The sequence below is a fragment of the Delftia sp. SD018 genome, assembly GCF_017355445.1.
In the GTDB taxonomy this organism is placed as follows: Bacteria; Pseudomonadota; Gammaproteobacteria; order Burkholderiales; family Burkholderiaceae_C; genus Comamonas; species Comamonas acidovorans.
Window position 1 is genome coordinate 87,305 of sequence record NZ_JADDRN010000005.1, and the last position, 25,848, is coordinate 113,152.

The window sequence follows — 25,848 nt, forward strand, 5'->3', positions numbered from 1 at the left end:
CCATGCTCGACCATTTGAAGCAAGCCGACTGGGGCACGCCCGCCAGCCCGTCCGAACGCCTGATCACCCTGGAAATCGACGGACGCGAGGTCTGCGTTCCCGAGGGCACCTCGCTGATGCGCGCTGCCATGGAAGGCGGCGTCAGCGTGCCCAAGCTGTGCGCCACCGACAGCCTGGAGCCCTTCGGCTCCTGCCGCCTGTGCCTGGTGCAGATCGAGGGGCGCAAGGGCTTTCCGGCCTCGTGCACCACGCCGGCCGAGCCGGGCATGAAGGTGCGCACGCAAAGCCCGCAACTGCAGGAGCTGCGCCGCGGCGTGATGGAGCTGTACATCTCCGACCATCCGCTGGACTGCCTGACCTGCAGCGCCAACGGCGACTGCGAACTGCAGGACATGGCCGGCACGGTGGGCCTGCGCGAGGTGCGCTACGGCTTCGACGGCGCCAACCATTTCAAGGGCCAGGCGCGCGCCGAGGTCGATGTCTCCAACCCGTACTTCAGCTACGACCCCAGCAAGTGCATCGTCTGCAACCGCTGCGTGCGCGCCTGCGAGGAGACGCAGGGCACGTTTGCGCTGACCATCTCGGGCCGGGGGTTCGAGTCGCGCGTCACGGCGGGGCAGGGCGGCAGCTTCATGGACAGCGACTGCGTCAGCTGCGGCGCCTGCGTGCAGGCCTGCCCCACGGCCACGCTGCAGGAAAAGACCGTGACCGAGCTGGGCCAGGCCGGGCACAGCGCCATCACCACCTGCGCCTACTGCGGCGTGGGCTGCGGCTTCAAGGCCGAGATGAAGGGCGAGCAGGTCGTGCGCATGGTGCCCTGGAAGGACGGCCAGGCCAACGAGGGCCATGCCTGCGTCAAGGGCCGCTTTGCCTGGGGCTATGCCACGCACAAGGACCGCATCACCCGGCCCATGGTCCGCGCGAAGATCACCGACCCCTGGCGCGAGGTCAGCTGGGAAGAGGCCATTGCCCACACGGCAAGCGAGTTCCGCCGCATCCAGGCGAAGCACGGCAAGGATTCCATTGGCGGCATCACCTCCTCGCGCTGCACCAACGAGGAGGCCTACCTGGTGCAAAAGCTGGTGCGCACGGCCTTCGGCAACAACAACGTCGATACCTGCGCGCGCGTATGCCATTCGCCCACGGGCTATGGCCTGGGCCAGACCTATGGCACCTCGGCCGGCACGCAGACCTTCAAGTCCATCGAGCACACGGACGTGGTCATGGTCATCGGCGCCAATCCCACGGCCGCGCACCCGGTGTTCGGCTCGCGCATGAAAAAGCGCTTGCGCGGCGACGGCCGGCGTGCGGGCGCCAAGCTCATCGTCATCGACCCGCGCGAGATCGAGCTCGTCAAGTCGCCCCACATCCGCGCCGACTACCACCTGCAACTGCGGCCCGGCACCAACGTGGCCATGATCACCTCGCTGGCCCATGTCATCGTCACCGAAGGCTGGCTGGCCGAGGACTACATCGCCGAGCGCTGCGATGCCAAGTCCTTCGCGCAGTGGAAGGAATTCGTGGCCCGGCCCGAGAACTCGCCCGAGGCCATGGCCGAGGTCACCGGGGTCGCTCCCGAACTCGTGCGCGGCGCCGCGCGCCTGTATGCGCTGGGTGCCGAGGACCACGCGGCGGGCACTCCCGTCAACGCGGCCATCTACTACGGCCTGGGCGTGACCGAGCATGCGCAGGGCTCGACCATGGTCATGGGCATTGCCAACCTGGCCATGGCCACGGGCAACGTGGGCCGCGAAGGCGTGGGCGTGAACCCGCTGCGTGGCCAGAACAATGTGCAGGGCTCCTGCGACATGGGTTCCTTCCCGCATGAGCTGCCCGGCTACCGCCACATCTCGGACAGCACGGTGCGCGCCGAGTTCGAGGGGGCCTGGGGCGTGGCTCTCAGCCCCGAGCCCGGCCTGCGCATTCCCAACATGTTCGAGGCGGCCCTGGCCGGCAGCTTCATGGGCCTGTACTGCGAGGGCGAGGACATCGTGCAGTCCGACCCCAATACCCAGCATGTGACGGCCGCGCTCTCGGCCATGGAATGCGTGGTGGTGCAGGACATCTTCCTCAACGAAACCGCCAAGTACGCCCATGTCTTCCTGCCAGGCGCTTCCTTCCTCGAAAAGGACGGCACCTTCACCAATGCCGAGCGCCGCATCTCGCGCGTGCGCAAGGTCATGGCGCCGCTGGCCGGCTATGCCGATTGGGAGGTCACCCAGCTCCTGGCCAATGCGCTGGGCTACGCCATGAACTACACGCACCCGAGCGAAATCATGGCCGAGATCGCCGCGCTCACGCCCAGCTTCGCGGGCGTGAACTACGACAAGATCGACCGGCTGGGCAGCGTGCAATGGCCCTGCAATGACAGCACCGAAGAGGCCGGCACTTCCATCATGCACAGGGACCGCTTCGTGCGCGGCAAGGGCCGCTTCATCATCACCCAGTACGTGGCCACCGACGAGAAGGTCACCCAGCGCTTTCCGCTGCTGCTGACCACGGGGCGCATCCTGTCGCAGTACAACGTGGGCGCCCAGACCCGGCGCACGCACAACAGCCACTGGCACAGCGAGGACCGGCTGGAAATCCATCCGCACGACGCCGAGGACCGCGGCATACGCGACGGAGACTGGGTCGGCATCGCCAGCCGCGCGGGCGAGACCGTGCTGCGCGCCACCGTCACCGAGCGCATACAGCCCGGCGTGGTCTACACCACCTTCCACTTTCCCGAATCGGGCGCCAACGTCATCACCACCGACAGCTCGGACTGGGCCACCAACTGCCCCGAATACAAGGTCACGGCCGTGCAGGTGCTGCCCGTCCCCCAGCACGCCCAGCCTTCCGACTGGCAGCGCGGCTTTGCGCGCATGCATGAAGAGCAGATCGGCCTGTTGCAAGCCGCGCAGGCAGGCAGCATGGCCGTGGCAGGAGGCAAGTGATGGACAGCGCGAACCTGGTCCGCATGGCCAACCGCATCGGAGAGTTCTTCGAGGCCATGCCCGAGCGTGACGAGGCCCTGCAGGGCATCGCCGAACACATCCGCAAATTCTGGGAGCCCCGCATGCGCGCCGAACTGGCCCGCGTGCTGGCCAGCCCCGACGAGGCCCAGGCGCTCAAGCCCATCGTGCGCGAGGCGCTGGTGCTGCATCCGCTGCGCCTGGCATCCTCGCCGCAGACTTAGCCAAAGCACTTCTTCTTCGCCATCTCCCGCGCCAGCTCCACAAAGCCGGCAGCCGCTGGCGACAGCCGTTCCATGCTGCGTACGGCCAGGCCGGTGACGCGGCGCTGGCGGGGCGCGAGGCTGCGGTAGACCATGCCTTCGGGCGCCTGCTCGGGCACGGCCAGGCGTGCGGCAATCGCAATGGCGTGGCCCTGGGCCACGAAGCCCTGCATGGAGGACATCTGCTCGAAGTGGTAGATGGCCGCAGGCTGGGCGCCGGCCTCGGCCAGGAAGCGGTCGATGTGCGCGCCCGACCCGGCCGAGGTGCGCACAAAGGCCTCGCCCTGCAGGTCGGCTGCGCGGATGCTGCGCTGGGCCGCCAGCCGGTGCGATGCGGGCAGCAGCGCCACCAGTTCGTCTTCCACCAGGGGCACGGTCTCGAAGCGCTCGTCGGGCAGCACGACGAAGCCGATCTCCACGCGCCGCTCCAGCAGCCACTTGACCACGGTGTCGTCGTTTTGCTCGTCGATCTGCACCAGCACGGCGGGCTGGCGGCGCCGGTACTCGGTGATCAGCGGGGGCAGCAGACGCAGCGAAGAGGTGGCGCCGAACGAGGCCACGCGCAGCGTGCCGCGCGCCATGCCGCGCTCGGCATCGGCCTCCTGCCGCAAGGCCTCCTTTTGCTGGAGGATGTCGTTGGCGCGCTGCAGTAGCCGCGTGCCTGCGTCGGTCAGTGGGGAGTGGGGGCCTTCGCGCCGCACCAACTGCACCTGCAGCTCGCCTTCCAGCGCGCGCAGGGCATGGCTGACGGCGCTCTGGGTAATGCCCAGCAGCGCGGCTGCGCGCGAGAAACTGCCGGCGCGGGCCAGCGCCGCGAACACTTCGAGCTGGGTGAAGGTCATGGGATCACGGTGTCCAGGTCATGAGCATTCGCTCATTTGTCTATGAATCGATATGAGCACATAGTACGCGCCATGAATTTTCAACGCTTCTTCGGTCCTCACCTGCGGCTTGTCGGCATGGCCCTGCTGTGGGGCGCTTCCTGGCCTGCGGGCCGCGTGGTGGCACAGAACATGCCGCCACTGGCCGCCGCCAGCCTGCGCTTCCTGCTGGCCGCAGCCGTGCTGCTGCCGTGGCTGTACTGGGCCGGTGGCATGGCCGGTCTCAGGCACTGGAGCGCCAAGCGCTGGCTGGGCATGGCGGCCGCTGGCGCCACGGGCGTGTTCGGCTATGCGGCCTTCTTCCTCATGGGGCTGCAGCATGTGCCGGCCGGCAAGGCGGCCCTGGTGATCACGCTCAACCCCGTGCTCACGCTGGCGCTGGCGGTCTGGTTGTTCGGCGAGCGGCTCAACCGCACCATTGCCCTGGGCATGGCGCTGGCGGCCTGCGGCGCCGTGGTGGTGATCTCGCATGGCCAGCCGCTGGCGCTGCTGCAGGGATCGGTGGGCGCCGGCGAGCTGCTGATCCTGGGCTGCGTGGTGTGCTGGGTGACCTACACCCTGATCGGCCGCTGGCTGCTCACAGGCGTCGATGCGCTGTCGGCCACGGCCGTGACCTCGACCATGGGCGCGGCCATGCTGCTGGTGGCCAGCCTGGTGGTCGAGGGGCCGGCCGGCCTGCAGGCTGCCGTGCTTGGCAACGGCACCGCCTGGGGTGCGCTGGCCTTCCTGGCTTTCGGCGCCACGGCGCTTGCCTATGCCTGGTACTTCGACGGCGTCAAGGCGTTGGGCGCGGGCGCGGCCTCGGGCTACATCACCCTGGTGCCCGTGATCGGCGTGGCGCTGTCGGCGCTGTGGTTGGGCGAGAGCATCGATGCCAGCATCGTGCTGGGCGGCGGCATGGCCGTGGCCGGCACGGCGCTGATGAACTGGGGGCGCAGGCCTGCGGCTGCGGTGCACGTGGTTGCCAAGCGCACCGCAGTCCAGAGCTGAACGGACCCCGTCCGGTTCAATCCAGCGAGGCGCCCGAGGTGCGCACGCGTTCGCCCTGTACCTGGTAGTCGCGCGCCAGGAAGTCGCGGTATTCGGCGGGGCTGGAGGCCACGGCCACGTAGGAGAACGCGTCCACCTGGGTCTTGCGGAATTCGGGCTCCAGCAGCACGCGGCGCACATCGGCGGCGATCTTCTCCACCAGGGGCGCCGGCGTTCCAGCCGGTGCCAGCAGGCCGATGTTGAAGACAGCCTGGATGTCGCGCACGCCGGCTTCCTTGAAGGTGGGCACATCCGGCAGGGCGATGCTGCGTGTCTCCGAGGAAACGGCCAGGGCCTTGAGCTTGCCCGACTTGATGTGCTGCTCGATCACCGACACGCCCAGCACCGCTGCGTCGATCTGGCCGGCGATGACTTCGGGGATCAGCGGTGCGGCGCCCTTGTAGGGCACGTGCACCATCTCCAGCCCTTCCTGCTTGGCGAACATGGCCAGCGGCAGGTGCACGATGCCGCCCGCGCCCGATGAGCCATAGGTCAGCGGTTTGGTCTTGCCTGCCTGGCGTGCCTGAGCGATGAACTCCTGCAGCGTGCCGGCCTTGGAGCTCTGGGGCACGAAGAAGACCATGGGCACGCTGATCAGGCGGGAGATGGGGGCGAAGTCCTTTTGCGGGTTGTAGGGCAGCTTCCTGTACAGGTGCGGGTTCATGGTCAGCGACGCTTCGGTCGCGGCGAACAGCGTGTAGCCGTCGGGTGCGCTCTTGGCCACGTACTCGGCCCCGATGATCTCGTTGGCGCCTGTGCGGTTGAGGATGACCACGGGTTGCGACCAGACCTTGTTCAGGCGCGTGGCCAGCGCGCGTGCCAGGTTGTCCACGGGGCCGCCGGCCGCGTAGGGCACGACGATGTTCACCGGCTTGGAAGGAAAGGCTGCCGGAGCCTGGGCGTGTCCCAGGGCGGGCACGAGGGCCACGGTGGCGGTCAGCAGGGTTGCGGCGATGCGATGCAGGCTGGACATGGTGTGGGAAGCGGGTACGGTGAAGCAGGCCGCACTCCAAGGGGCGGCCTGCTGTGGAACGGAAGAATCGAAAAAATGGCAGGCCGGAAGGCCCCGGAAGGTGGAGGCGCCTCAGGCGCGCACACGCTCCATGCGTGTCAGCGGCAAGGACTCGCCTTCGCTGACCGCGGGCTGCAGCACGAAGTCGAAGCGCGTGCGGACGAAAGGCGCGTTCACGCCCAGCGACTCATAGCCGGCCGGCGCCACGCCGCGCTCCAGCTCGACGATCAGGCCGTCACGCGTGGCGAAGGCGAAGTCATCGTCCAGGTAGGTATCGCCGGGCAGGTTGACCTGGGTGGTCAGCGTGCGCATGCCGGGTGCAACCACGAGAAAGTGGATGTGGGCGGGACGATGGCCGTGGCGTCCCAGCGCGTCGAACAGTTCCGAGGTGGGGCTGTTCGGCGGTATGGAGTAGCCGGGCGGCACATAGCTGCGAAAGCGGTAGCGGCCCTGGTCGTCGGTTTCTATGCGGCGGCGCAGCTCGTAGGGCTTCATGCCCGGGAAGAAGTGTGAGTAGCCGCCCTGGACATTGGCATGCCAGACATCGATGAGCGCATGCGGCAGAGGCTGGCCGTCAAGGTCCAGCACCCGTCCTTCCATCACGAAGACCTCGCCTTGGGGCTCGCCCTCGTCCAGGCGCGCCTCCGCTTGCGACAGCGGTGCGCCGGCCACGAACAGCGGGCCTTCGATGGCGCGCGGCGTGCCGCCCGCACGGCCGGCACGCGCATCGGCCTCGTCGCTGCGGATGTCCAGCAGCCGGTCGAAGCCCAGGCCTGCCGTGATCAGGCCCAGCTGGCCGCTGCTCCCAAGGCGGCCCAGCCAGTCCACGGCGGCCCAGAACTCGTCGGGCGTGACATCCATCTCGTCGATGGTGTGGAACAGATCGCTGACGATGCGCTGGGTCAGCGCCCGCACGCGGTCGCTGCCAGGGGCGATCTGCTTGCTGTTGACCAGATTCAGCAGCTGGTCCTGGGACAGTTCGGACATGTTTGTCTCCTCGTGGTTTTATGGGATGTCCTGGAAAAGAGAAGCGCTCAGTCCATGCTGATGTTGCGCTCCGTGATCACCTTGGTCCAGCGCACGGACTCGGCCTGCAGGTGCTTGGCCGCCTCCTCGGGCGTGGAGCCCACGACTTCGGCGCCGATGGCCTTGAAGCGTTCGAGCACGTCGGGCTGCTTCATCTCGGCCACGAAGACCTGGTTGAGCTTCTTGACGATGGCCGGTGGCGTGCTGGCGGGCATGAAGACGGCGAACCAGGGCGAGACCTCGTAGCCCTTGATGCCGGCCTCTTCCATGGTGGGCACGTCGGGCATGCTGGACGAACGCTTGGCCGTGGTCACGGCCAGGGCGCGCAGCTTGCCCGACTGGATGTGCGGGCGCGCCGAGGTGATGGAGTCGAACATGTAGTTGACCTGTCCGCCCAGCAGGTCGGAGACGGCCGGGCCCGATCCCTTGTAGGGGATGTGCAGGATGTCCACGCCGGCCAGCGAGTTGAACACTTCGCCCGCCAGGTGGATGGAGGTGCCGTTGCCGGCCGAGGCATAGGTCAGCTTGCCGGGCGAGGCCTTGGCGGCGGCCACCACGTCGGCCACGCTCTTGACGTTGGGCTGGGTGGAGTTGGTGACCAGGATGTTGGGCACCACGGCCAGCACGCCCACGGGGGCGAAGTCCTTGATCGGGTCGTAGCTGAGCTTGCGGTACAGCGGCTTGTTGGTGGCCATGCCGATGGAGGTGATCATCAGCGTGTAGCCGTCGCCGGGCTGCTTGGCCACGAAGTCGGCGCCGATGTTGCCGCCGGCGCCGGGACGGTTCTCGATCACGAAGGGCTGGCCCAGCGTGCGGCCGGCCTTCTCGCCCAGGGTGCGCGCAATGGCGTCCATGGCGCCGCCCGGCGGGAAGGGCACGATCCAGCGGATGGGCTTGCTGGGCCAGTTGGCCTCGGGTGCCTGCGCATGGGCGGCGGGCATCACGGCGGACAGGCACAGGCCTGCGGCTGCGGCGGTCAGAAAACGGCGTTTCACATTCACTTCAGTTGTCTCCGAAAAATTTGGTCTTGGTTTGGGCTGTGCTCAGGCGATGGCCGAGGGATGCCTTGCCAGCGGCGTGACCTGGATGTCCATGTAGGGGAACAGCGGCAGGCCCTGCAGCAGCTCGTGCAGCTCGTCGTTGGAGGCCACGTCGAACACGCTGTAGTTGGCGTACTCGCCCACCACGCGCCAGATGTGGGGCCAGCGGCCGTCGTGCTGCAGCTGCTGGGAGTAGGCCTTCTCGCGGGCCTTGATCTCGGCTGCCACGTCGGCGGGCAGGTCGTGGGGAATCTTCACGTCCATGCGGACCAGATAAAGCATGTTTGTCTCCAGGAGGAATGAAAGGAATTCAGGTCGCAGCCCCGGTCCGGGCCTGCCCCATGTCGAAGTGCTGCGGCTGGCTGCCGGCCAGCGCGCGGTCGAAGCGGTCCAGCTGCTGCAGGTCGATCTCCAAGCCCAGGCCGGGCCCGTCGGGCAGTTGCAGCTCGAAGTCGCTGATGGCCATGCGCTCGGTGACGATGTCGTCCACCAGCAGCTGGGGGCCGAACAGCTCGCAGTTGTAGTGCTGCCCGCCCAGCGTGGCAAAGACATGGGCCGAGGCGGCCGAGCCGATCGAGGTCTCCAGCATGGTGCCGCCGTACCAGCCGATGTCGGCCGCCTGGGCAATGGCCGCCACCTTGCGCGTGCGCAGCAGGCCGCCGTGCTTGGCCACCTTGAGCGAGAACACATGGCTGGCCTGCTCGCGCGCCAGGCGCATGGCGTCGTAGGGCGTGCACACGCTCTCGTCGGCCATGACCAGGGCGCCCTGCAGCGTGGCGGTCAGCTCGCGCAGCGCGGGCACGTTCCAGCCGGCCACGGGCTGCTCGATCAGGGTCACGCCGGCATCGATCAATTGCGGCAGAAAGCGCCGCGCCGTGGCGCCGTCCCAGGCCTGGTTCACGTCCACGGTCAGCGTGGCGCGGCCCTGCAGGCCGCGCGCGATCTCGCTCACATGGGCCACGTCGGCCTCAGGCGTGCGCGCGCCGATCTTCATCTTGAAGATGCGGTGGCGTTTTTGTTCCAGGCGCAGCTGGGCCTCGGCCAGGTCGCGCTCGATGTCGCCGCTGGCCAGCGTCCAGGCCAGGGGCAGGCTGTCGCGCTGCTTGCCGCCCAGCAACTGCCACAGCGGCAACTGCAGGCTGCGGGCCACGGCGTCCATCAGCGCGATCTCGACGGCGCTCTTGGCAAAGGCATTGCCCTTGCAGGCCAGGTCCATGCGCGAGAGGCAGGCCTCGAAGCGCGCGCCGTCCTGGCCGATCAGGCTGGGCGCCAGGTGGTTGGTGATGGCGTGGTGGATGCTCTCGGGCGATTCCTCGTTCCACGACGGGCCGCCGATGGTGGCGGCCTCGCCAAAGCCCGTGGCGCCATTGCGCAGCCACAGCTGCACGATCACCGGGCTTTGCCGGCTGATGGAGCCGAACGACAGCTTGTGCGGACGGATGGTGGGAATGTCGAGGATCCGCGCCTCGATGCGCTCGATCAGGAAACGGTCTTGCATGGCAATGGCGTGTGTCTTGGCTGGCGGCGGCTGCCGACGATGGACACAAGCGTAAATCCATGCATTGTGTGGATCTATTGAATTATTTGTGAGAAATCATTCGATGGTGTCGATGTGTTGAATGCCTGCGCGGCAGGCAGGGGGCGCGGCAGCCTTCTGCGGCGCACGCCCTCTGGCGACTGGATCAGAAACTGCTGCGCAGCGTGACCATGATGCTGCGCGGCAGGCCGTAGTAGTTGCTGCGCGTGGCCGTGCCCACGCGCTCCCAGTAGACGCGGTCGAAGAGGTTGTCGATGTTCACGGCCAGCTTGACCTTTGGGGTGAGCGGGTAGGCGGCATAGACGGACCAGACGCCGTAGCCGCCCGCGCGCCAGCGCACGGTGCCCAGGGTGTCGTAGAACTCGCTGACGGCGCGCACGCCCGCGCCCAGCTCCAGCCCCTGGGCCACGGGGCCGGCCACGCGGTAGCGCGCCCACAGGTTCACGCTGTGGCGCGGCGACATGGTGCTGAAGTCGGTGCCCGTCTGCGTGACGGTGCCCTGCAGGTATTTGGAGCGCATGTAGGCGTAGCTGGCCGCCACGTCCCAGCGCGGCGACAGCGAGCCGACCACTTCGGCCTCGAAGCCTTCGGAGCGCACCTTGCCTGCGGGGATGACGAAGGCGGCATCGCCAGGGTCGGCCAGCGCGCGGTTGGTGTCCTGCATGCGGTACACGGCGGCGGTGGCATTCAGGCGTCCGTCCAGCAGGCTGCCCTTGATGCCGGCCTCCACCTGCCGGCCCTCGCGCGGGGCGATCTGGCCGCCGCCGGCCAGGCGCCCGCTTTGCGGCTGGAAGATGCGCGACTGGCTGGCGTAGAGCGTCCAGCTGTCGTTCAGATCGAAGAGCACGGCGCCGAAGGGCGTGAACTGGCCATCGACCTCGTAGCCCGAGCGCGTGTTCTGCAGCCGGTCCGAGGTTTCTGTCTTCCACCAGCTCTTGCGCGCGCCCGCCACCAGGGTGAGGGCCTGCGTGGGCTTGATGCGCAACTGGCCGTAGACGCCGCGCAGGCTGGTGCGCGTGATGTCGTCGGCAAAGGGCTTGAAGCTGGGCTCGGGGATGGTGGAGGGGTCGTAGTGGAACAGGTCGGCCGGCGTGTTCATGGCGCCGCGCAGCATGCGCAGGTGCATGTTGGAGCTGCGGTAGTCCGCGCCCGCGATGAAATGGTGCGTCTGCCCGGCCCATTGCCAGGGCGTGCTGTAGTAGATGTCGGCCGTGGTGTCGGCGTAGTCGCGGTCCACGGTCTGGGCCTGGGTGAAGCGGCTGATGCCGGTGTCCGAGACGGCCGAGTAGCCGTTGATGTACTTGTCGCGCTGCTGGCGCAGCACACGGCGCGCGGCCACCTTGAACAGGCCGCCGCCGTCGAGCCGCGTCTCCGACTCGATGAAGCCGGCCAGCGATTCGGGCGCGGCTCGGCCCCAGTCGGCGGCAATGGCCACGTCGCGCGGAATGGGGGCCAGCCTGCCGTCGGCGTGGGCGGGCAGGCCGGTGTCGTAGTTGCCCCGGCCGCGCTGCCAGGTGGCGCCCACCGAGACCGTGCTCTGGGAAGTGATGTCCAGCTCCACCGTGCCATACAGGGCCTGCTTGTGGCCGTCCATGGCCATCACGGGGCTGCCGAAGTTCTCGTGCAGCGCCACCACCCGGCCACGCAGGCGGCCATCTTCGGACAGCGGGCCGGTGACATCCACCTCGGCCCGCTGGCGTCCCCGCGAGCCCAGGCCGATGGCGCCCTGGCCCTGGTAGTCCGGCAGGGCGCGCTTGCGCACCAGGTTGAGCATGACGCTGGGCTCGCCCGCGCCCGAGAACAGCCCGGCCGGCCCGCGCAGGGCCTCGACCCGGTCGAACAGGGCCAGGTCCAGCGTTTCCTGGGTGGCCGGATTGCCGCTGACGGTGAGACCGTCCAACTGGTAGGTGGAGGACTGGTAGCCGCGCGAGAGGATGTCGCTGCGCCCGCCCGTGCTGCTTTGCCGGCGCACGACGATGCCGGGCACCACCTTGGCGGCTTCGGTGAGCTCCACGAAGTTCTGGTCATCGAGCTGCGCGCGCGAGATCACGGATACGGACTGCGGCGTCTCCCGGGCCGTCAGCTCGATCTTGGTGGCCGCGCTGGCATAGGGCGCCCGGTAGCTGCCCGTGCCTTCCGTGCGGCCGTCGCGCAGGGCCGTGGCCGTCACCCGCACTTCGTCCAGCGCGGTCTGCGGGCGCGCCGGGGCGGGGCGCAGCAGCCAGCCGCCCTGGGGCTGGGCAGAGGCTTGCAGCCCGCTGCCGGCCAGCAGGCGCTGCAGTGCCTCGGCCGGCTCCAGGCGGCCCTGGACGGCGGGCGCGGTCTTGCCTGCCAGCAGGGCGCTGTCGGCCGCGATGCTGGTGCCGGTGGCGCGCGCCAGGGCCTTGATGGCGTCGGACAGCGGCTGGGCCGGCAGGTCGATGTCGGCAGGCGCGGCCAGGGCTGGCGTGCAGGCCAGTGCCGCCGCGCAGGCGAGCAGGGACAGGCAGGCGCGTGCCGGGCGGGAGGAAAGAGGGCGGGCGGGCATGGCGGGAACGTTCTCCTGGAAATCGGTTGTGCTCGCCTGTATGACGGAGCAGCCCGCCGGATCCCTGATGTGTGTTGGCCGCTTTTTTTCAGTTTTTCCGGATTCTTTCCGGCGCCGTGCTGCGCGGGGCCAGCCAGGTGGCGCCGTCGCGCTCCTGAACGCGCACGGCGGCGATGCGCGGCAGCGCGTCCAGGAAGCTCTCCACATCGGCGCGCTGCACGGCGGCCGTGATGCGCGGCCCGCCCGTGCCGTCGGCTACGGCCGCACGCACGGGCTGGCGGCGCCAGCGCGACAGCGTGGCGGCGATCTCGCCCAGCCCGGCGCTGTCGAAGACGATGAGACCGCGTTCGATGGACGAGAAGCTGTCGCGCGCATCGCGCTGCACGCGACGGGGGCGGGGGCTGGCGTGGGCGCCATCGGCTCCGGGTGCGGCACCGGGTGCGGCACCGGCGCTTTCGTCCGGCAGTTCCCCCACTTCGCCCGCCTGCAGCAGCAAGGACGGTGCTCCTTCAGCACCTTTCACCGCCAAACGCACCGTGCCATGCTCCACGCTCACCCGCACCAGGCCCGGCAGCCGGTTGACGGTGAAGCGCGTGCCCAGCACGGTGATGCGCGCCTGGCCTGCGTCGATGGTGAAGTGGCGGTCTGCATCCCTGGCCACGTCGAACAGGGCCTCGCCCTGCTCCAGCACCACGGCGCGCTGGCGGCGCGTGTAGCGCGTGGCGATGCGGCTGGCCGGTCCCAGGGTCAGCACGCTGGCGTCGGGCAGGTTCAGCACGATGCGTTCGCCAATCGCACTGTCGCGGGCCAGGGCGAACACGGTGGTGTCCTGCCATTCAAGCAAGCCGCGCCATGCCAGCAGGCCCGCCGTGCCCAGGCCGGCAACGCCCAGCACGCCGCGGGTGATGGCTGCGCGGCGCGTGTTGCGGCGCTGGCGTGCGGCGGTGTTCACGGCCGTGGCCAGGGCCTCGGTGCGGGGCGTGGAGTCGAAGTCCTGCCACAGCGCCTCGAAGGCGGCGTATTCGGCGGCGTGGCGCGGGTCGGCGTCCATCCAGGTGCGCCAGGCGGCGGCGTCGGCGGCGCCGGGCTGCGCTCCCGCATCCCGGTGCATGCGTATGAACCAGCGCGCGGCCTCTTCGCGCGGCGTGGTCATGGCGCGAGCAGCTCGCGCGCGGCGCGCAGGTCCAGCAGGGCGCGCATCAGGTGGCGCTCCACCATGTTCAGGCTGATGCCCAGCGTGGCGGCAATCCTGGGCTGGGAATGGCCTTCCACCTTGCACAGCCAGAACACCTCGCGGCAGCGCGGGGGAAGCCCTTCGATGACCCGCTGCGCAGCGGCCAGGCGCTGCTGCAGATCGGCCAGCACCTCGGCGGAAGGCGCGGTGAATGCTTCCTGCACGGCGATGGCGTCCGCGCGCCTGCCGGGGGCCGTGGAGTCCGGCTCGCCTGCCAGGTCGGGCAGGGGCACGAAGCGGCGTTCATGCGCCATCTGGTCCGCGAGCACGGTACGCGCCACCACGCGCAGATAGGCGTGCGGCTGGGCGATGCCTTCATGCCTGCCGCTGAGGGCGTAGCGCACGAAGGCGTCATGCAGCACATCCTGCGCACGGTGGATGCAGCGCGTGCTGCGCCAGATGGCGGGCAGCAGGCTGCCGTAGGCCCAGCGCAGGTCCAGGCCCAGCCAGGCTGCGGGAGTCGGATGGCGTGTCATACGAACGGGAATGGAGGCCGGGCGTGCCGACCGGCAGGTTCAGGGAGCAAGGTTGCGGCATTCTAAATGAGACTTCTTCTCATTTGTTGCCGAATGCCCACGCGCGCTCTGCCCTGTCTGGCTCCGCTACAGCAACTCCGCCGGCCGCGTCTCCGAGGCGCCGGTGCGGCAGGGCAGGGTGATGCGAAACAGCGATCCGCCTTCGGGGCGGTTGCTGGCGGCGATGGTGCCGTCCATGGCGTCGATGATCTTGCGGCAGATGGCCAGGCCCAGGCCGGTGCCGCCCGAGCCGTTGCGGGTTTTGCTGGACTGCACGAAGGGCTGGAAGATCTTGTCCAGTTCCTGCGGAGGAATGCCCGGCCCTTGGTCGGAGACGGCGATGCAGATATCGCCCTGCTCATCGATGCGGCCCTGCACATCGATGCGCCCGCCAATGGGTGAGAACTTGATGGCATTGGCCAGCACATTGCGCACCACCTGCTGGAAGCGCACGGGGTCGGCCTTGGCGATCAGCGGCGTGTCGTCGAGCTCCAGCCGCAGGTCGATCAGCTTTTGCTGCTGCTGCGGCTCCAGCTCGCGCACGACGGGCCGGATCAGGCTCCTGAGGTCGGTGCGCTCCACGTGGATGGTGCCCACGGCGCTTTCCAGCTTGGCCACGTCCAGCAGGTCGTTGACCAGGGCCAGCATGCGTATGCCCGCCTCGTGGATGTCGTTGAACATGTCGGCCATGGCGGGATTGCCGCGCGAGCGCAGGCCGCCGAGCTCGGCAAAGCCCATGATGGACTGCAGCGGGGTGCGCAGCTCGTGGCTCATGTTGGCCACGAATTCCGATTTCACGCGGAAGGCCTCTTCGGCCGCGTCGCGGGCTTCGCGGGTGGCATGCTCGGCCGCGCGGAATTCGCTCACGTCCACAAAAATGCTGAGCACGCCGGTGATCCGGCCCTGGGCGTTCTTCACTGCGGCCTTGGAGATCTGCACGTCGCGGTAGCTGCCGTCCACATGGGGCAGCCGGGCCTCCACCATCATGCGCTGGCCCGAGCGCATCACGACCTGGTTGCTGCGCATCTGCAGCAGGGCATCGTCGCGCGCGTGCAGGCCCTTGATCTCGTGGCCGAGCACGGCGTAGCGGCCCCGGCCGAAGAAGTCCTCCCAGGCCTTGTTGACCAGGGCCACGCGCTGGTCCGCGTCGGTGACCAGCATGGGCAGGGGCGTGGTCTCGAACAGCAGATGCTGGAAGGCCAGCTGGGTCTGCAGTTCCTGCTGGGCCTTCCAGCGGGCGGTCACGTCCACGGCGCTGCCGGCAAAGCCCACCAGCCGGCCGTCGCGCAGCAGGGGAACCACGGCGATGTCGCAGAGCATCTCCCGGTTGCCCGGCAGGCGGAACATGGCCTGGCAGTTGCGCGGTGCCAGCCGGGCCAGGGGATCGAGCAGGGCCTGGATCTGCGCCAGGTACGAGCCGTCCACGATGTTCTCCAGCGGCTGGCCCACGGCCTCGGCGCTGGGCTGGCCGGTCAGCTGCTCCCAGCGCGCGTTCACGAAGGTCAGCAGTCCCTGGCTGTCGGTGCGAAAGATCAGCTCCTGCACGCTGCGCATGAGCACGGCCATCTCATGCTCGCTGCGCGCCAGGCGCGCCTGTGCCTGCTCCATGGCCTGCAGTGCCGACTTCTGGACCCTGCGGGTCTTGAGCACCGACCAGCTCAGTCCCAGCACCAGGGCCAGCAGGGCCACGCCGGCCACGAAGAAGGCAAAGGCGTTGTCCCGCCAGCGCGCCACCATGGCCGCGTAGGGCTCCTCCACCACCAGCAGCAGGGGCCAGTTGCGCACGGTGCGGAACGACACGATCTGGTGGCGGCCCAGCATGCCCGCGCCGATGTAGGAGCCGAATTCGCTGTGCGGCAGCCATTCCTGGAACAGCGGCGTCTGCAGCGCGGCGGCCGCCTGCACGCCCGTGCCCTCATTGGTGCTGGCCAGGGGTCGGCCGTCATAGGTCAGCAGCACGGCCTCGTAGCTGAGGGTCTCCAGCGTGGACTGGTAGAAGTTGGCCACGGCGTCGGGATTGATCAGGGCCACCAGCACGGCGGGCATGCCGTTGTCCTGGTGAAAGGCCAGCAACTGCGGCAGGAAGGACACGCCGCGCGGCGTCGGATGCGCCCGTGGCGCCAGCGACGACAGGCTGCGGCCGGGCACCAGCCGGCCCAGCTGGGGCTTGCCGGGGATGAGGACGGCCGCCTTGTCGTGCAGCAGATCCTGCGTGTTGATCTGCTGGCCGGCCTCCCCGGCCTGGGTGCTGGCCAGGATGAGGCCCTTGTCGTCGATCAGCGCCATGCTGCGCAGGTAGGGCAACTGGGCGATCAGCAGGGCCATGGCGGCCTCGCGCGTGCCGCGCCCACTGCCTGCGGCCACGATGGCCGGGTTGTGCGCCAGGCTGGCCAGGGCCATTTCGGTGTTCTCGAAGGTCTTTGCCGTCTGGTCCTCCAGCACGCGGGCCAGCAGCGAGGCCTGGGACTTGCTCTGGTCCGCATCGGCATGCAGCTGGCTCCAGACGAAGAGCACCAGTCCGGCAAGCACGCACAGTGCAAAGGTCAGCACCAGTGCCTTGATGTGGGCACTGCGCCGGGCTCCGAGAAAATGATGCGCGGCAGCTCGTTCAGACATGATGAAGGTGCTCCATCGGAAGTTTCAGGGCGCGACGATGGCGGTCAGGCCGTTGTGGCGCGCGGCCCTGGCCAGGCGGCCGTCGCGCTTGATGTCCGAGACGAACTGGTTCAGGCGCGCCAGCCACTGGGCGTCGGCAGGGCTGGCCGCATAGCCGTAGGGCAGCACATGGAAGGGCTGGGGCGGCGCGATCAGCTGCACCCAGTCCGAGCTGTCCAGCAGCTTGCGGCTGTATGGGTAGTCGGTCATGAACACGTCCACGCGCCCGGCCATGAGTTCCTTTTCGCGGGTTTGCGGCGGCTCCACCAGCACCAGGTGCGCATGCCTGAGCGACTCGCGCATGACCGGCTCCATGAAGGTGCCGCGCTGCACGGCCACCTGCACGCCGGGCTGGTCGATGTCGGCCCAGCTGCGCACGGCGGGGTTGCTCTTGGTGGTGATGCCGTAGATATCGCTGCTCAGGTAGGGCTGGGTGAAGCGCAGCTGCTGCTGGCGCTGCGGCAGGATGCCGACGGCGAACATGGCCACGTCGCAGCGCGACTCCAGCAGGTCGGGCACCAGCCGCGAGAAGGACGAGTCCACATGCTGCAGCCGCGCGCCCAGGTCCTTGGCCAGCTCTGCCGAGAGCTCCGCGTCGATGCCCGTGAGCCTGCCCGTGCGTGCGTCACGGTAGGTGATGCCGTAGTAGTCGGGCCAGATGCAGACCTTCAGCGTGTGGCTGCTGGCCACGCGGTCCAGCACCTCGCCGGCCCGTGCTGCGCCAGGCCCCATGGCCAGCACCGCCACCCAGACCGGCACCAGTGCCAGCAGCAGCGCCTGTACAACGGGCAGCACAGCGGGCAGCACAACGGCCTGCACGGCGGCCCGCGCCAGCGCGGACAGGCGCGCGGCGTTCCCGGACGGTATCTGCCATCGGCCCGCGGCGGCCTGCGTGTGCATCGTCATCAGTCGCTCCTGTAAAGACTGACCAGGGTCTCCAGCAGCCGGTTCGGGCTGAAGGGCTTGAGCAGGTATTCGTCGGCACCGGCATTGAAGCCCGCCTCGCGGTCCTGCGCACTGCCCCGGGCCGTCAGCAGGATCACCCGCGTGTGCCGCAGGTCGTAGGAGGTCTTGATGCGGCAGCACACCTCCAGGCCGTCCAGCGTCCCCGGCATCATCATGTCCAGCAGCACGACATCGGGCTGGCTGCGCTGGGCCAGGGCCCAGGCTTCGTCACCGGTCGGCGCCTCCATGACTTCGTATGCGCTGGACTCCAGCGTCATGCGCAACAGCTTGCGGATGTCGGCTTGGTCTTCGGCGATCAGTATCTTCTTCATGGCGGGCCTTTCGCAACGCAGTTGAAGGGTGCTGCGGTGGATTGAATCATAAATATCAAATTCATCAAATTTGTATTGTTTTTTTTAATCGTATTTGATGCAAAATTGCCGCCATGTCCGAGAACAGCACCCCACCAGGCCAAATTCCGCACTACACGACCGCTGAGGTGGCCAAGCTGCTGGGCATGGCGGTGCGGTCGGTTCAGCTCATGGTCGATCGCGGCGATCTGGAGGCCTGGAAGACCCCCGGGGGGCACCGGCGCATCACGCGCGCCTCCGTGGAACGCTGGCGCGGCAGGCAGGGCGATGCGGCCGCCACGTCCGGGGCGCCAGCGGCGGCCCCGGCGCCCGCTCCCGCGCAGGCCGGCACGGGCCCGCGCGTGCTGCTGATCGAGGACTCCGTGCACTTTCAGAACCTGGTGCGCCTGCTGGTGCAGCGCCACTTTCCCGACGTGCAACTGCACGTGGCGCACGACGGGATCACCGGCATGGCGCTGTACGGGCAGATCCAGCCCGACGTGCTGCTGGTGGACATCCTGCTGCCCGACATCGACGGCGCCGCCCTCATCACCACCTTGCGCACGCATGAGCAGTTCGCGCGCTGCAAGCTGCTGGTGGTCACCTCGCTGGATGCGGCAGAGCGCGAGGCCTACGCCTTTGCGCTGGGCGGCGCGCGCGTGATCCACAAACCCCAGCTCGTGCAGGAGCTGCCCGAGGCGCTGGGCGAACTGCTGGGCAGGCAGGCAGCGTGAATCCGGCCCATCCTGCGGTCCTGCTGGTGGAGGACGATGCCTCGATTGCGCGATTCGTCACGCTGGCGCTGGAGGGCATGCCCCTCAACCTGGTGTCCTGCGCGAGTGCGGAGCAGGCGCAGAGCCTGCTGCAGAGCCAGCCCTTTGCCCTGCTGATCACCGACCTGATGCTGCCCGGCGCCTCCGGGGTCGAGCTCATCGAATGGCTGCGCAGCTCCCCGCAGGCAGGCTGCAGCGCCGTGGTCTTCAGCGCCGGCGTGCGGGCCGACGTGGCGCTGCGGCTGGAGCAACTGCAGGTCTGGGGCGTGCTGCGCAAGCCCGTGTCGGTGGCGCAACTGGTGGACTGCGTGGAATCGGTGCTGGCAGCGCAACCGGCCGGCTCGCCCGCGCCGGCCAGCGGGCAAGCTGCCGGTGCGGATGTGCCGGCGGATATGCCTGCGGATATGCCTTCGGATATGCCGGCGGATGGCGGCCCGGCCGTCGTCTCCAGCTACTTCGGCGGCGATGCCGCCCTGTTCCACAGCTACCGCGCCAGCTGTCTTGCGCAGTTGCCCGACGATGTGGCGCTGGGCGAAAACCTGCTGGCCGCGCGCGACGCCGCGGCGCTGCGCCGGCTGGCGCACAACCTCAAAAGCGTGCTGCGCCTGCTGGGGCACGAGCAGGCCAGCGGCCTGGCGCAGACGCTGGAGCAGGCCTGCCTGGCCAGCGACTGGGCGGGCGCCACCGATGCCTGGCGGCAACTGGGCGCGGCCCTGCTGGGTATGCTGGACGGCGCGGGCCAGCGGCCCCGGCGCGGCTGACACCGCGCCCGCTATTCCGCCATCCCGCCGTCATTGCGGCGGGCTGCGCCGCACCCAGCCGTGCCAGATTCCCGCCGCCGTGGGAATGGCCAGGCAGACGCCGGCCAGCATGTCGCCAAGGCCGCCGTCGCTGAACAGGGCCGAGACCAGGCCGATGGCCGTAAGCACGCCCAGCGCGATGGGCCAGCCCCAGAGGGCGAGAAAGCCCCGGTGTTGCGCGCCGCTCATGCCGAGACCTCCTTGCCGCGCGGCGCGGGCTGCGGGGCCGGCACGCTCTTGCCTTTTTTGACCCACAGGTACAGGCCCGTGCCCAGCACGATGATGCTGGCGATGTCCAGCAGCGCCCAGAGGATCTGCATGGCCCGCCCGCCGTAGTCGCCGAAGTGCAGCGGCTGGGACACCAGCAGCGCCGTCAGATACCAGGGCAGGGCGGGCGCGGCCGTGACCTGGGCGGTCTTGGCGTCCACCAGCACGGGCAGGAACAGGCGCGAGGTCAGGGGCTCGTTGCCGCGCAGGAAGAAGGTGTGGTGGTGCGGGCTGGAGAACGTGGTGCCGGGGAAGGCGATGAAGTACAGCTTGGTGCCTGGCACCTGCTGCTGGGCGGCCTGCAGCGATTGCTGCAGCGAGGCGCGCTCCGCCACCGGGACCGTGTCCTGGCCCTGGTAGGGCGCCAGCACGCTGCTGAGCTGGTCATGCTGCCAATACTTGATCAGCAGGTCGGCCCAGGTATTGATCATGCCGGTGGCGCCCACCACGAACAGCCACACCAGGGTGACGATGCCCAGCAGGTTGTGCAGGTCCAGCCACTTCAGGCGCGGCTGGTGCGTGCGGCGCACGGTGCCGAAATCGAGCTTGCGCATGAAGGGCGCGTACAGCACCACGCCGCTGACGATGGCGATCAGCAGCAGCAGCCCCATGAAGCCCAGGAACAGCTTGCCCGGCAGCCCCGCGAACAGGTCCACGTGCAGCTTGAACATGACCCACATGAAGCCCTGGTCGAAGCGCGGCTGGGCCAGCAGTTCGGCCGTGCGCGCATCGACCACCACGGAGCGGAAATCGTCCGTGGGCGCCGGCGTGGGCGTCATGGTGACGAACCAGAGGTCGTCGGTGTCGTCGGACTTGGAGACGAACTGCACCACGCGGTCCGGGTGCTGGGCGCGGGCCACCTCCAGCACCTTGTCCAGGCTGGCATGGGGCGTGCCCTGGGGCATGGGCGGGGCCTCCACCTCGGTGCCCAGCAGGTGGCCGATTTCGTGGTGGAAGATCAGCGGAAGGCCGGTCAGGCACAGCAGCAGCATGAAGACGGTGCAGACCAGGCTGCTCCATTTGTGCAACCAGGCCCAGGTCTTGATCGTGTGGCTTTGCATGGGGTGTTTTTTTCTCTGACAGAAGGGGGCCTGGGGCCCCCGCCATCACCGCGCCCCCGGCGCCATGCCGGGGGCGGGGCGGTTGCCGGTGGCCGGTGGCTTAGAAGTCCACTTGTGCGGACAGCATCAGCGTGCGCGGCGCGCCCGTGGTGGTGTAGCCGGCGGCAGTCACCCAGTAGCTCTTGTTGCTGACGTTCTCCAGGCTGGCGCGCAGCACCACCGGCTTGCCGGCCACATGGGTGCGCAGGCGTGCGCCCAGGTCCAGGCGTGTCCAGCCGGGCATGCGCAGGATGTTGGCCGCGTCGTAGTACATGGACGAGGTGTGGATCACGCGGCCATTCAGGCTCAGGCCCTCCACCCAGGGCGTATCCCAGTCCAGGCCCAGGTTGAAGGTGCGCTCGGGCACGCCGTTGGCATCGTTGCCCTGGTTCACGCCGCCTGCCGTGCGCGAGAGCTTGGCGTTGTTGAAGGCCGCGCTGGCCAGCAGGCGCAGGCCTTTCTGGATCTCGCCGTAGGCGGTCAGCTCCAGGCCGCGGTTGCGCGTCTCGCCGCCGAAGCTGTAGACATTGGTCACCGGGTCTGTCATGGAGCCCGGGCGCTGGATCTGGTAGAGCGCGGCCTGCGTGGTCATGCGGCCCCAGTCCACCTTCACGCCCACTTCGTACTGCTTGGACTTCTGCGGCGCGAACACCTGGCCGGCATTGGCCGTGTTGGGCCCGGCCGTGCCGCCTGCCGACAGGCCAGCCGTGTAGTTGGCGTAGACCGAGACATTGTTCTGCGGCTTGAACACCACGCCGGCCAGCGGCGTCACGGCGCTGGCCTTGTACAGCGTGGTGCCGCTGGCGTTCTTCTGGTCGATGGTCTGGTCGCGCAGGCCCACGGTCACCAGCACGCGGTCGCTGAACAGCGCCATGGTGTCGGCCAGCGCCAGGCTGTGCTGCGTCAGCTCGGCGTTCTTGGTGGGCGCGCCGCGCACGAAGTCGATGGCCGGCAGGGGCGCGGGGTTGTAGATGTTGGAGGGGACGGCTTTGGTGGTCAGCTGGTAGAAGTAGCCGCTTTCGCGGTCCATGTAGTTGGCTGCGGCCACCACGGTGTGGCCGATGGCGCCGGTCTTGAAGCGCGTGCGCAGGCCCACGTCGGCCGAGGTGGTCTTGTTGAACTCGTCGTAGAAGCCGTTGCGCACCGTGAAGTTGCCCAGCGAGTCGATGCGCTGCACGGCCGTGGGAAAGCTCTGGTCACTGGACACATCGCTGTAGCCCACGCCGCCGTAGACGGAGGTGTTGGCGTTGATGTCGTATTCCACGCGCGAGATCACGGTCTTGGCCTTGTCCAGCAGCTCCGTGCCCGGGTTGAAGTTGGTGCGGCTGTCGGGCACGGCGGGCACCTGGGTGATGCCGGCCAGGAAGGCGCTTTGCGGGCGGAATTCCGTGGTCTTGCCGCTGGTGGTCAGCGCGTCCAGCGACCAGCGCAGGCCCTGGCCTTCGTAGTCCAGGCCCACCGATGCCAGGCCCAGGCGCTGGCGGCCGCCGTCGATATTGCCTTCGCCGTTGCGCCACACGCCGTTCACGCGCACGCCCCACTGGTTGTCTTCGCCAAAGCGGCGGCCCACGTCCAGGTGGGTGCCGAACTGGGCCTTGCCCATGTAGGTGGCGGTCAGGCGGTTCAGCGGCACGTCGCCCGCGCGCTTGGTCACCACGTTGATGCTGCCGCCGATGCTGCCGCTGGGACCCACGCCATTGGTCAGCGAGCCGGGTCCCTTGAGCACTTCCACGCGCTCGATCACCTCCAGCGGCAGGCGCGTGGAGGGCGACAGGCCGTACAGGCCGTTCACCGACACATCGCGCATGGACAGGGAAAAGCCCCGCACCTGGAAGTCATCGCCATAGCCGCCGCGTGCCTGCAGGGTGCGCACCGAGGCGTCGTTCATCACCACGTCGGCGATGGTCAGCGCCTGCTGGTTCTCGATCAGCTCCGAGGTGTAGTTGGTCGTGCTGAAGGGCACGTTCATCTGGTCGGTCTTGCCCAGAATGCCCAGGTCGCCGCCGCGCGCGATCTGGCCGCCGGCATAGGTCTTTTGCAGTCCGCCAATGGCCTCGGCCTGGTCGCTCACCGTCACCTCCTTGAGGGCCGGGCCCTCGGCCGTCTGGGCCGCCACGCCCACGGCGGCCAGGGCCAGGCCGGCGCCCAGGCATTGGCGGATCAGGCGCGTGAGGGGGTGGGGAGCGAAGCGGAAGTCCGCAGGAGTGCTGTGGTGCGTCATGGCAGTCATGTGCAAAGGTTGGAAAAAGCGGGAGGAAAAACCGGGGAAGAAAAAGCCGGGAAAGGAGGGCAGGCCGGCCGTGGCCCTAGAAGCGCGCGCGCAGCGACACCGTGACGTTGCGCGGATCGCCGTAGTAGTTGTTGAAGTAGGTGCTGTTGGGCGAGAACTTGGCGTAGTAGCGCTTGTCCAGCAGGTTGCTCACGTTCAGCTGCAGCGAGTAGGTGTCGTCCAGGCGGTAGGCCAGCAGCGCGTCAAAAAGCGCATAGCCACCCTGGCGGGTGGTGACATCGCCCACGCTGGCGTAGGCATCGCTTTGCAGCCGCACGCCGGCGCCTGCGGTCCATCCCTGCAAGGGCCCCTTGAAGCGGTGGCTGGCAAACAGGCGCAGCGCATGGCGCGGGTCCACGGGCCGCAGCGGCTGGCCCACGTTGGCCTCGGAGGTGTCGCGCAGGTACCTGGCCTGGGTGTAGGTGTAGCCGGCCAGCACCTGCCAGCCCGGCGCGGGCTCGCCGGACAGCTCCAGCTCCCAGCCCTGGCTGAGGCTCTTGCCGCCGGCCATGAAGCAGTGGCTGGTCGGGTAGTACGGCAGGCAGGGCATGGCCGATGCCGTGTCCTGCATGGCGCTGCCCACGCGCTGGATGCGGAACACCGACACGCTGGCCTGCAGCCGGCCGTCCATGAAACTGCCCTTGAGCCCGGCCTCCAGGTCCTCGCCCCGGGCGGGCGCCAGGATGCTGCCGTCGGCGGCCTTCTTGTCCTGGGGGCTGAAGATCTCGCTGTAGCTGGCATAGGCGTCCAGCGTGTCCGACAGCGCATGCACCAGGCCCGCATAGGGCGTCAGCTCGCGGCGCACGCTGTAGCCGCTTTGGGCATTGCCGGGTTCGAGATAGCTCCACCAGCTCAGGCGCGCGCCGGCAATGGCGGTGAGCGAGTCGGTCAGCGACAGCCGGGCCCGCGCGAATCCGCCGTACTGGTGGATGTGGGACACGGGCGATGAATAGGCGTTGCCGTTGCCCTCGCTGTAGAAGGGCTCGGGGTAGCTGGTGTACGGATTCCAGCCGCGGATGTCCACATTGCGCAGCGGGCTCACGCCCCAGTAGCCCGTGGCGCCCGTGCTGCGGATGCGCTGCAGGTCGGCGCCCAGCGACAGCTCGTGCCTGCGGCCCAGGGCCTCGAAGGGGCCGCTGGCCAGCAGGCTCAGCGCGTTCTGCGTGCTGCCGTCGCCGCCATAGATGGAGGTGCTCACGTCGAACAGGTAGGGATTGCTGTCGCTGGCCTTGGAAAACGAGGTCTGCTTGAACCCGTCCGACCGAAACCGCGTGTGCGCCGCCTGGGCCTTCAGTTGCCAGCCGCTGTCCAGCCGGTGCTCCAGCTCGGCAAAGGCCTGCTGGTTGTGGCGGTCCCAGGTGTTCCAGGGCGTGCCCAGGTAGGTGCTGCGCGGCAGGCCGAGCTGGCTGCCGTCGGCGGCGGCGGGCAGGCCGCCCCAGGAGCCCGTGGCCTGCAGGTCCGTGTGCTGCAGGCCGGCCGTGAGCGTGGTGCGCGGCCCCAGGTCCGCCTCCAGCACGCCGTACAGGCCCAGGCGCTTTTCCTTGCGCGCGGTCTGGAACGATGCCTTGTCGTCCGCCAGCGCCACCAGCCGGCCGCGCAGCGTGCCGGCTGCGTTCAGAGTACCGGACAGGTCGGCCTCCATGCGCTGGCGTTCCCAGGAGCCCAGCGTCAGCGCGGCCGAGCCCTGCCATTGCGCCGTGGGCCGCTTGCGCACCATGTTCACCATGGCCGAGGGCGAGCCCGCGCCACGCAGCAGGCCCGTGGCGCCGCGCAGCACCTCCACGCGGTCCAGCATGGCCGTATCGGGCTGGATGAAGGTGGAGGCCGAGGCCACCTGGTTCACATTGAGCCCGTCCACCTGCAGCGAATCGATCTGGTAGCCGCGCGAGTAATAGGCGATGCGCTCGCTGTCGATGTACTCCACCGTCACGCCCGGCGTGTGCTGCAGCACGGAATGCAGGTCGGGCAGGGCCTGCTCGTCCAGCCACTGGCGCGTGAGCACGGTCACGGGCTGCGGGATATCGCGCACCGACTGAAGCCCCTTGTAGCCCGTGACCAGGCTGGCCGCGTAGCTGTCCGATGCCTCGGTCGTGGCACTGGCCGGCGCCGTGGCCCGGACCGTGACCGTGCCCAGCGTCTGCCCGCCCGTGCCCAAGGCCGCCGCTGGCAGCGGCCGCAGCGTATAGACGCCGCTGGACTCGCGCACGGCCTGCAGCGCCGTGCCCTGCAGCAGCCTGGCAAAACCGTCTTCCACGCCATAGCTGCCCTGCAGCCCAGGGGACTGCAGCCGGCCCAGCTGCGCGGCATCAAACGACAGCGCAACGCCAGCCTGGTTGGCGTACTGCGCGATCACATGCGTGAGAGGGCCGGCCGCAATCGAAAAGCTGCGCTGGCCGGCTTGGGCGGCCTGGGCGGACGGCGCCGCATGGGCGCAGTCCGCTGCCGTGGCAACCAGCATCGCCACCCCCAGCACCGCTGTCACCCCAGCCATCCCCATGGACGCAGGCCAGCCCCGTTCGGCTGCAAGGCCGTCCTGGGGCTGGTGGAGGTGGGTGCGGGGCATGGGGCTGGGAAAAGTGGTGTGACTCCCCGTATGCCGAACAAGCCCTGCCGATCCTGCAAGTTCGGCTGGACTTTTTTTGCGCCGCCGCTGAGATTTTCTCCGTTA

General features: G+C 68.9%; 21 protein-coding genes. 5 read left to right on the forward strand and 16 right to left on the reverse strand.

The window, feature by feature from the left end:
* Positions 1–2: 2 nt before the first annotated feature.
* On the forward strand, positions 3–2,939 hold the full coding sequence (gene fdhF, locus INR38_RS07575; RefSeq protein WP_207442772.1) for a formate dehydrogenase subunit alpha: 2,937 nt from the start codon (positions 3–5) through the stop codon (positions 2,937–2,939).
* Complete coding sequence (locus INR38_RS07580; protein ID WP_063327074.1) at positions 2,939–3,181, forward strand: formate dehydrogenase subunit delta; 243 nt, start codon at positions 2,939–2,941, stop codon at positions 3,179–3,181. Before fdhF ends, INR38_RS07580 begins: the two co-directional genes overlap by 1 nt.
* On the opposite strand, the gene INR38_RS07585 is transcribed toward INR38_RS07580, so the two are convergent.
* The gene (locus tag INR38_RS07585) at positions 3,178–4,062 is read right to left on the reverse strand and encodes a LysR family transcriptional regulator (RefSeq protein ID WP_063327073.1); all 885 of its coding nucleotides are present in this window, start codon (positions 4,060–4,062) and stop codon (positions 3,178–3,180) included. The genes INR38_RS07580 and INR38_RS07585 overlap by 4 nt on opposite strands.
* A 72-nt stretch (positions 4,063–4,134) precedes the next feature.
* On the opposite strand from INR38_RS07585, the gene INR38_RS07590 reads away from it, so the two are divergent.
* Positions 4,135–5,091, forward strand: coding sequence for a DMT family transporter (locus INR38_RS07590; RefSeq protein WP_192367085.1), 957 nt, complete (start codon positions 4,135–4,137; stop codon positions 5,089–5,091).
* A 16-nt stretch (positions 5,092–5,107) separates the two neighbouring features.
* On the opposite strand, the gene INR38_RS07595 is transcribed toward INR38_RS07590, so the two are convergent.
* The 11 genes from INR38_RS07595 to INR38_RS07645 form a co-directional block, all read right to left on the reverse strand.
* A complete protein-coding gene (locus tag INR38_RS07595; protein ID WP_012203791.1) occupies positions 5,108–6,103 on the reverse strand; it encodes a tripartite tricarboxylate transporter substrate binding protein in 996 nt (331 codons plus the stop codon).
* A gap of 111 nt (positions 6,104–6,214) precedes the next feature.
* Positions 6,215–7,129: a dioxygenase gene (locus INR38_RS07600; protein ID WP_071954526.1), complete on the reverse strand. Its 915-nt coding sequence runs from the start codon at positions 7,127–7,129 to the stop codon at positions 6,215–6,217.
* Between the two features lie 47 nt (positions 7,130–7,176).
* Positions 7,177–8,169, reverse strand: coding sequence for a tripartite tricarboxylate transporter substrate binding protein (locus INR38_RS07605; RefSeq protein WP_012203793.1), 993 nt, complete (start codon positions 8,167–8,169; stop codon positions 7,177–7,179).
* Between the two features lie 42 nt (positions 8,170–8,211).
* Entirely contained in the window at positions 8,212–8,490 is a 279-nt protein-coding gene (catC, locus tag INR38_RS07610; protein WP_012203794.1) for a muconolactone Delta-isomerase, read from the reverse strand.
* Positions 8,491–8,518: 28 nt separating this feature from the next.
* Positions 8,519–9,706 carry a muconate cycloisomerase family protein gene (locus tag INR38_RS07615; RefSeq protein WP_207442771.1) on the reverse strand — a complete coding sequence of 396 codons (1,188 nt, stop codon included), beginning with the start codon at positions 9,704–9,706 and terminating at the stop codon, positions 8,519–8,521.
* Positions 9,707–9,890: 184 nt separating this feature from the next.
* Positions 9,891–12,272, reverse strand: a complete 2,382-nt coding sequence (locus tag INR38_RS07620; protein ID WP_207442770.1) for a TonB-dependent siderophore receptor — start codon at positions 12,270–12,272, stop codon at positions 9,891–9,893.
* Positions 12,273–12,360: 88 nt separating this feature from the next.
* Positions 12,361–13,425, reverse strand: coding sequence for a FecR domain-containing protein (locus INR38_RS07625; RefSeq protein WP_207442769.1), 1,065 nt, complete (start codon positions 13,423–13,425; stop codon positions 12,361–12,363).
* Positions 13,422–13,982, reverse strand: a complete 561-nt coding sequence (locus INR38_RS07630; protein ID WP_013803880.1) for a sigma-70 family RNA polymerase sigma factor — start codon at positions 13,980–13,982, stop codon at positions 13,422–13,424. The genes INR38_RS07625 and INR38_RS07630 overlap by 4 nt, the downstream gene beginning before the upstream one ends.
* A gap of 126 nt (positions 13,983–14,108) precedes the next feature.
* A complete protein-coding gene (locus tag INR38_RS07635) occupies positions 14,109–16,637 on the reverse strand; it encodes an ATP-binding protein (protein WP_207442768.1) in 2,529 nt (842 codons plus the stop codon).
* Between the two features lie 24 nt (positions 16,638–16,661).
* Positions 16,662–17,582: an ABC transporter substrate-binding protein gene (locus INR38_RS07640; protein ID WP_207442767.1), complete on the reverse strand. Its 921-nt coding sequence runs from the start codon at positions 17,580–17,582 to the stop codon at positions 16,662–16,664.
* Positions 17,582–17,953, reverse strand: coding sequence for a response regulator (locus INR38_RS07645; protein WP_207442766.1), 372 nt, complete (start codon positions 17,951–17,953; stop codon positions 17,582–17,584). Before INR38_RS07645 ends, INR38_RS07640 begins: the two co-directional genes overlap by 1 nt.
* Positions 17,954–18,066: 113 nt before the next feature.
* On the opposite strand from INR38_RS07645, the gene INR38_RS07650 reads away from it, so the two are divergent.
* A complete protein-coding gene (locus INR38_RS07650) occupies positions 18,067–18,705 on the forward strand; it encodes a response regulator (RefSeq protein WP_013803877.1) in 639 nt (212 codons plus the stop codon).
* A complete protein-coding gene (locus INR38_RS07655; RefSeq protein ID WP_207442765.1) occupies positions 18,702–19,505 on the forward strand; it encodes a response regulator in 804 nt (267 codons plus the stop codon). Before INR38_RS07650 ends, INR38_RS07655 begins: the two co-directional genes overlap by 4 nt.
* A 30-nt stretch (positions 19,506–19,535) precedes the next feature.
* Here INR38_RS07655 and INR38_RS07660 read toward each other — a convergent pair whose 3' ends face one another.
* The 4 genes from INR38_RS07660 to INR38_RS07675 form a co-directional block, all read right to left on the reverse strand.
* Positions 19,536–19,733, reverse strand: coding sequence for a hypothetical protein (locus INR38_RS07660; RefSeq protein ID WP_063327065.1), 198 nt, complete (start codon positions 19,731–19,733; stop codon positions 19,536–19,538).
* A complete protein-coding gene (locus INR38_RS07665; RefSeq protein WP_207442764.1) occupies positions 19,730–20,872 on the reverse strand; it encodes a PepSY domain-containing protein in 1,143 nt (380 codons plus the stop codon). Before INR38_RS07665 ends, INR38_RS07660 begins: the two co-directional genes overlap by 4 nt.
* A gap of 100 nt (positions 20,873–20,972) precedes the next feature.
* Entirely contained in the window at positions 20,973–23,141 is a 2,169-nt protein-coding gene (locus INR38_RS07670; RefSeq protein WP_012203803.1) for a TonB-dependent siderophore receptor, read from the reverse strand.
* Between the two features lie 76 nt (positions 23,142–23,217).
* Positions 23,218–25,743 carry a TonB-dependent receptor gene (locus INR38_RS07675; RefSeq protein ID WP_207442763.1) on the reverse strand — a complete coding sequence of 842 codons (2,526 nt, stop codon included), beginning with the start codon at positions 25,741–25,743 and terminating at the stop codon, positions 23,218–23,220.
* Between the last annotated feature and the right edge of the window lie 105 nt (positions 25,744–25,848).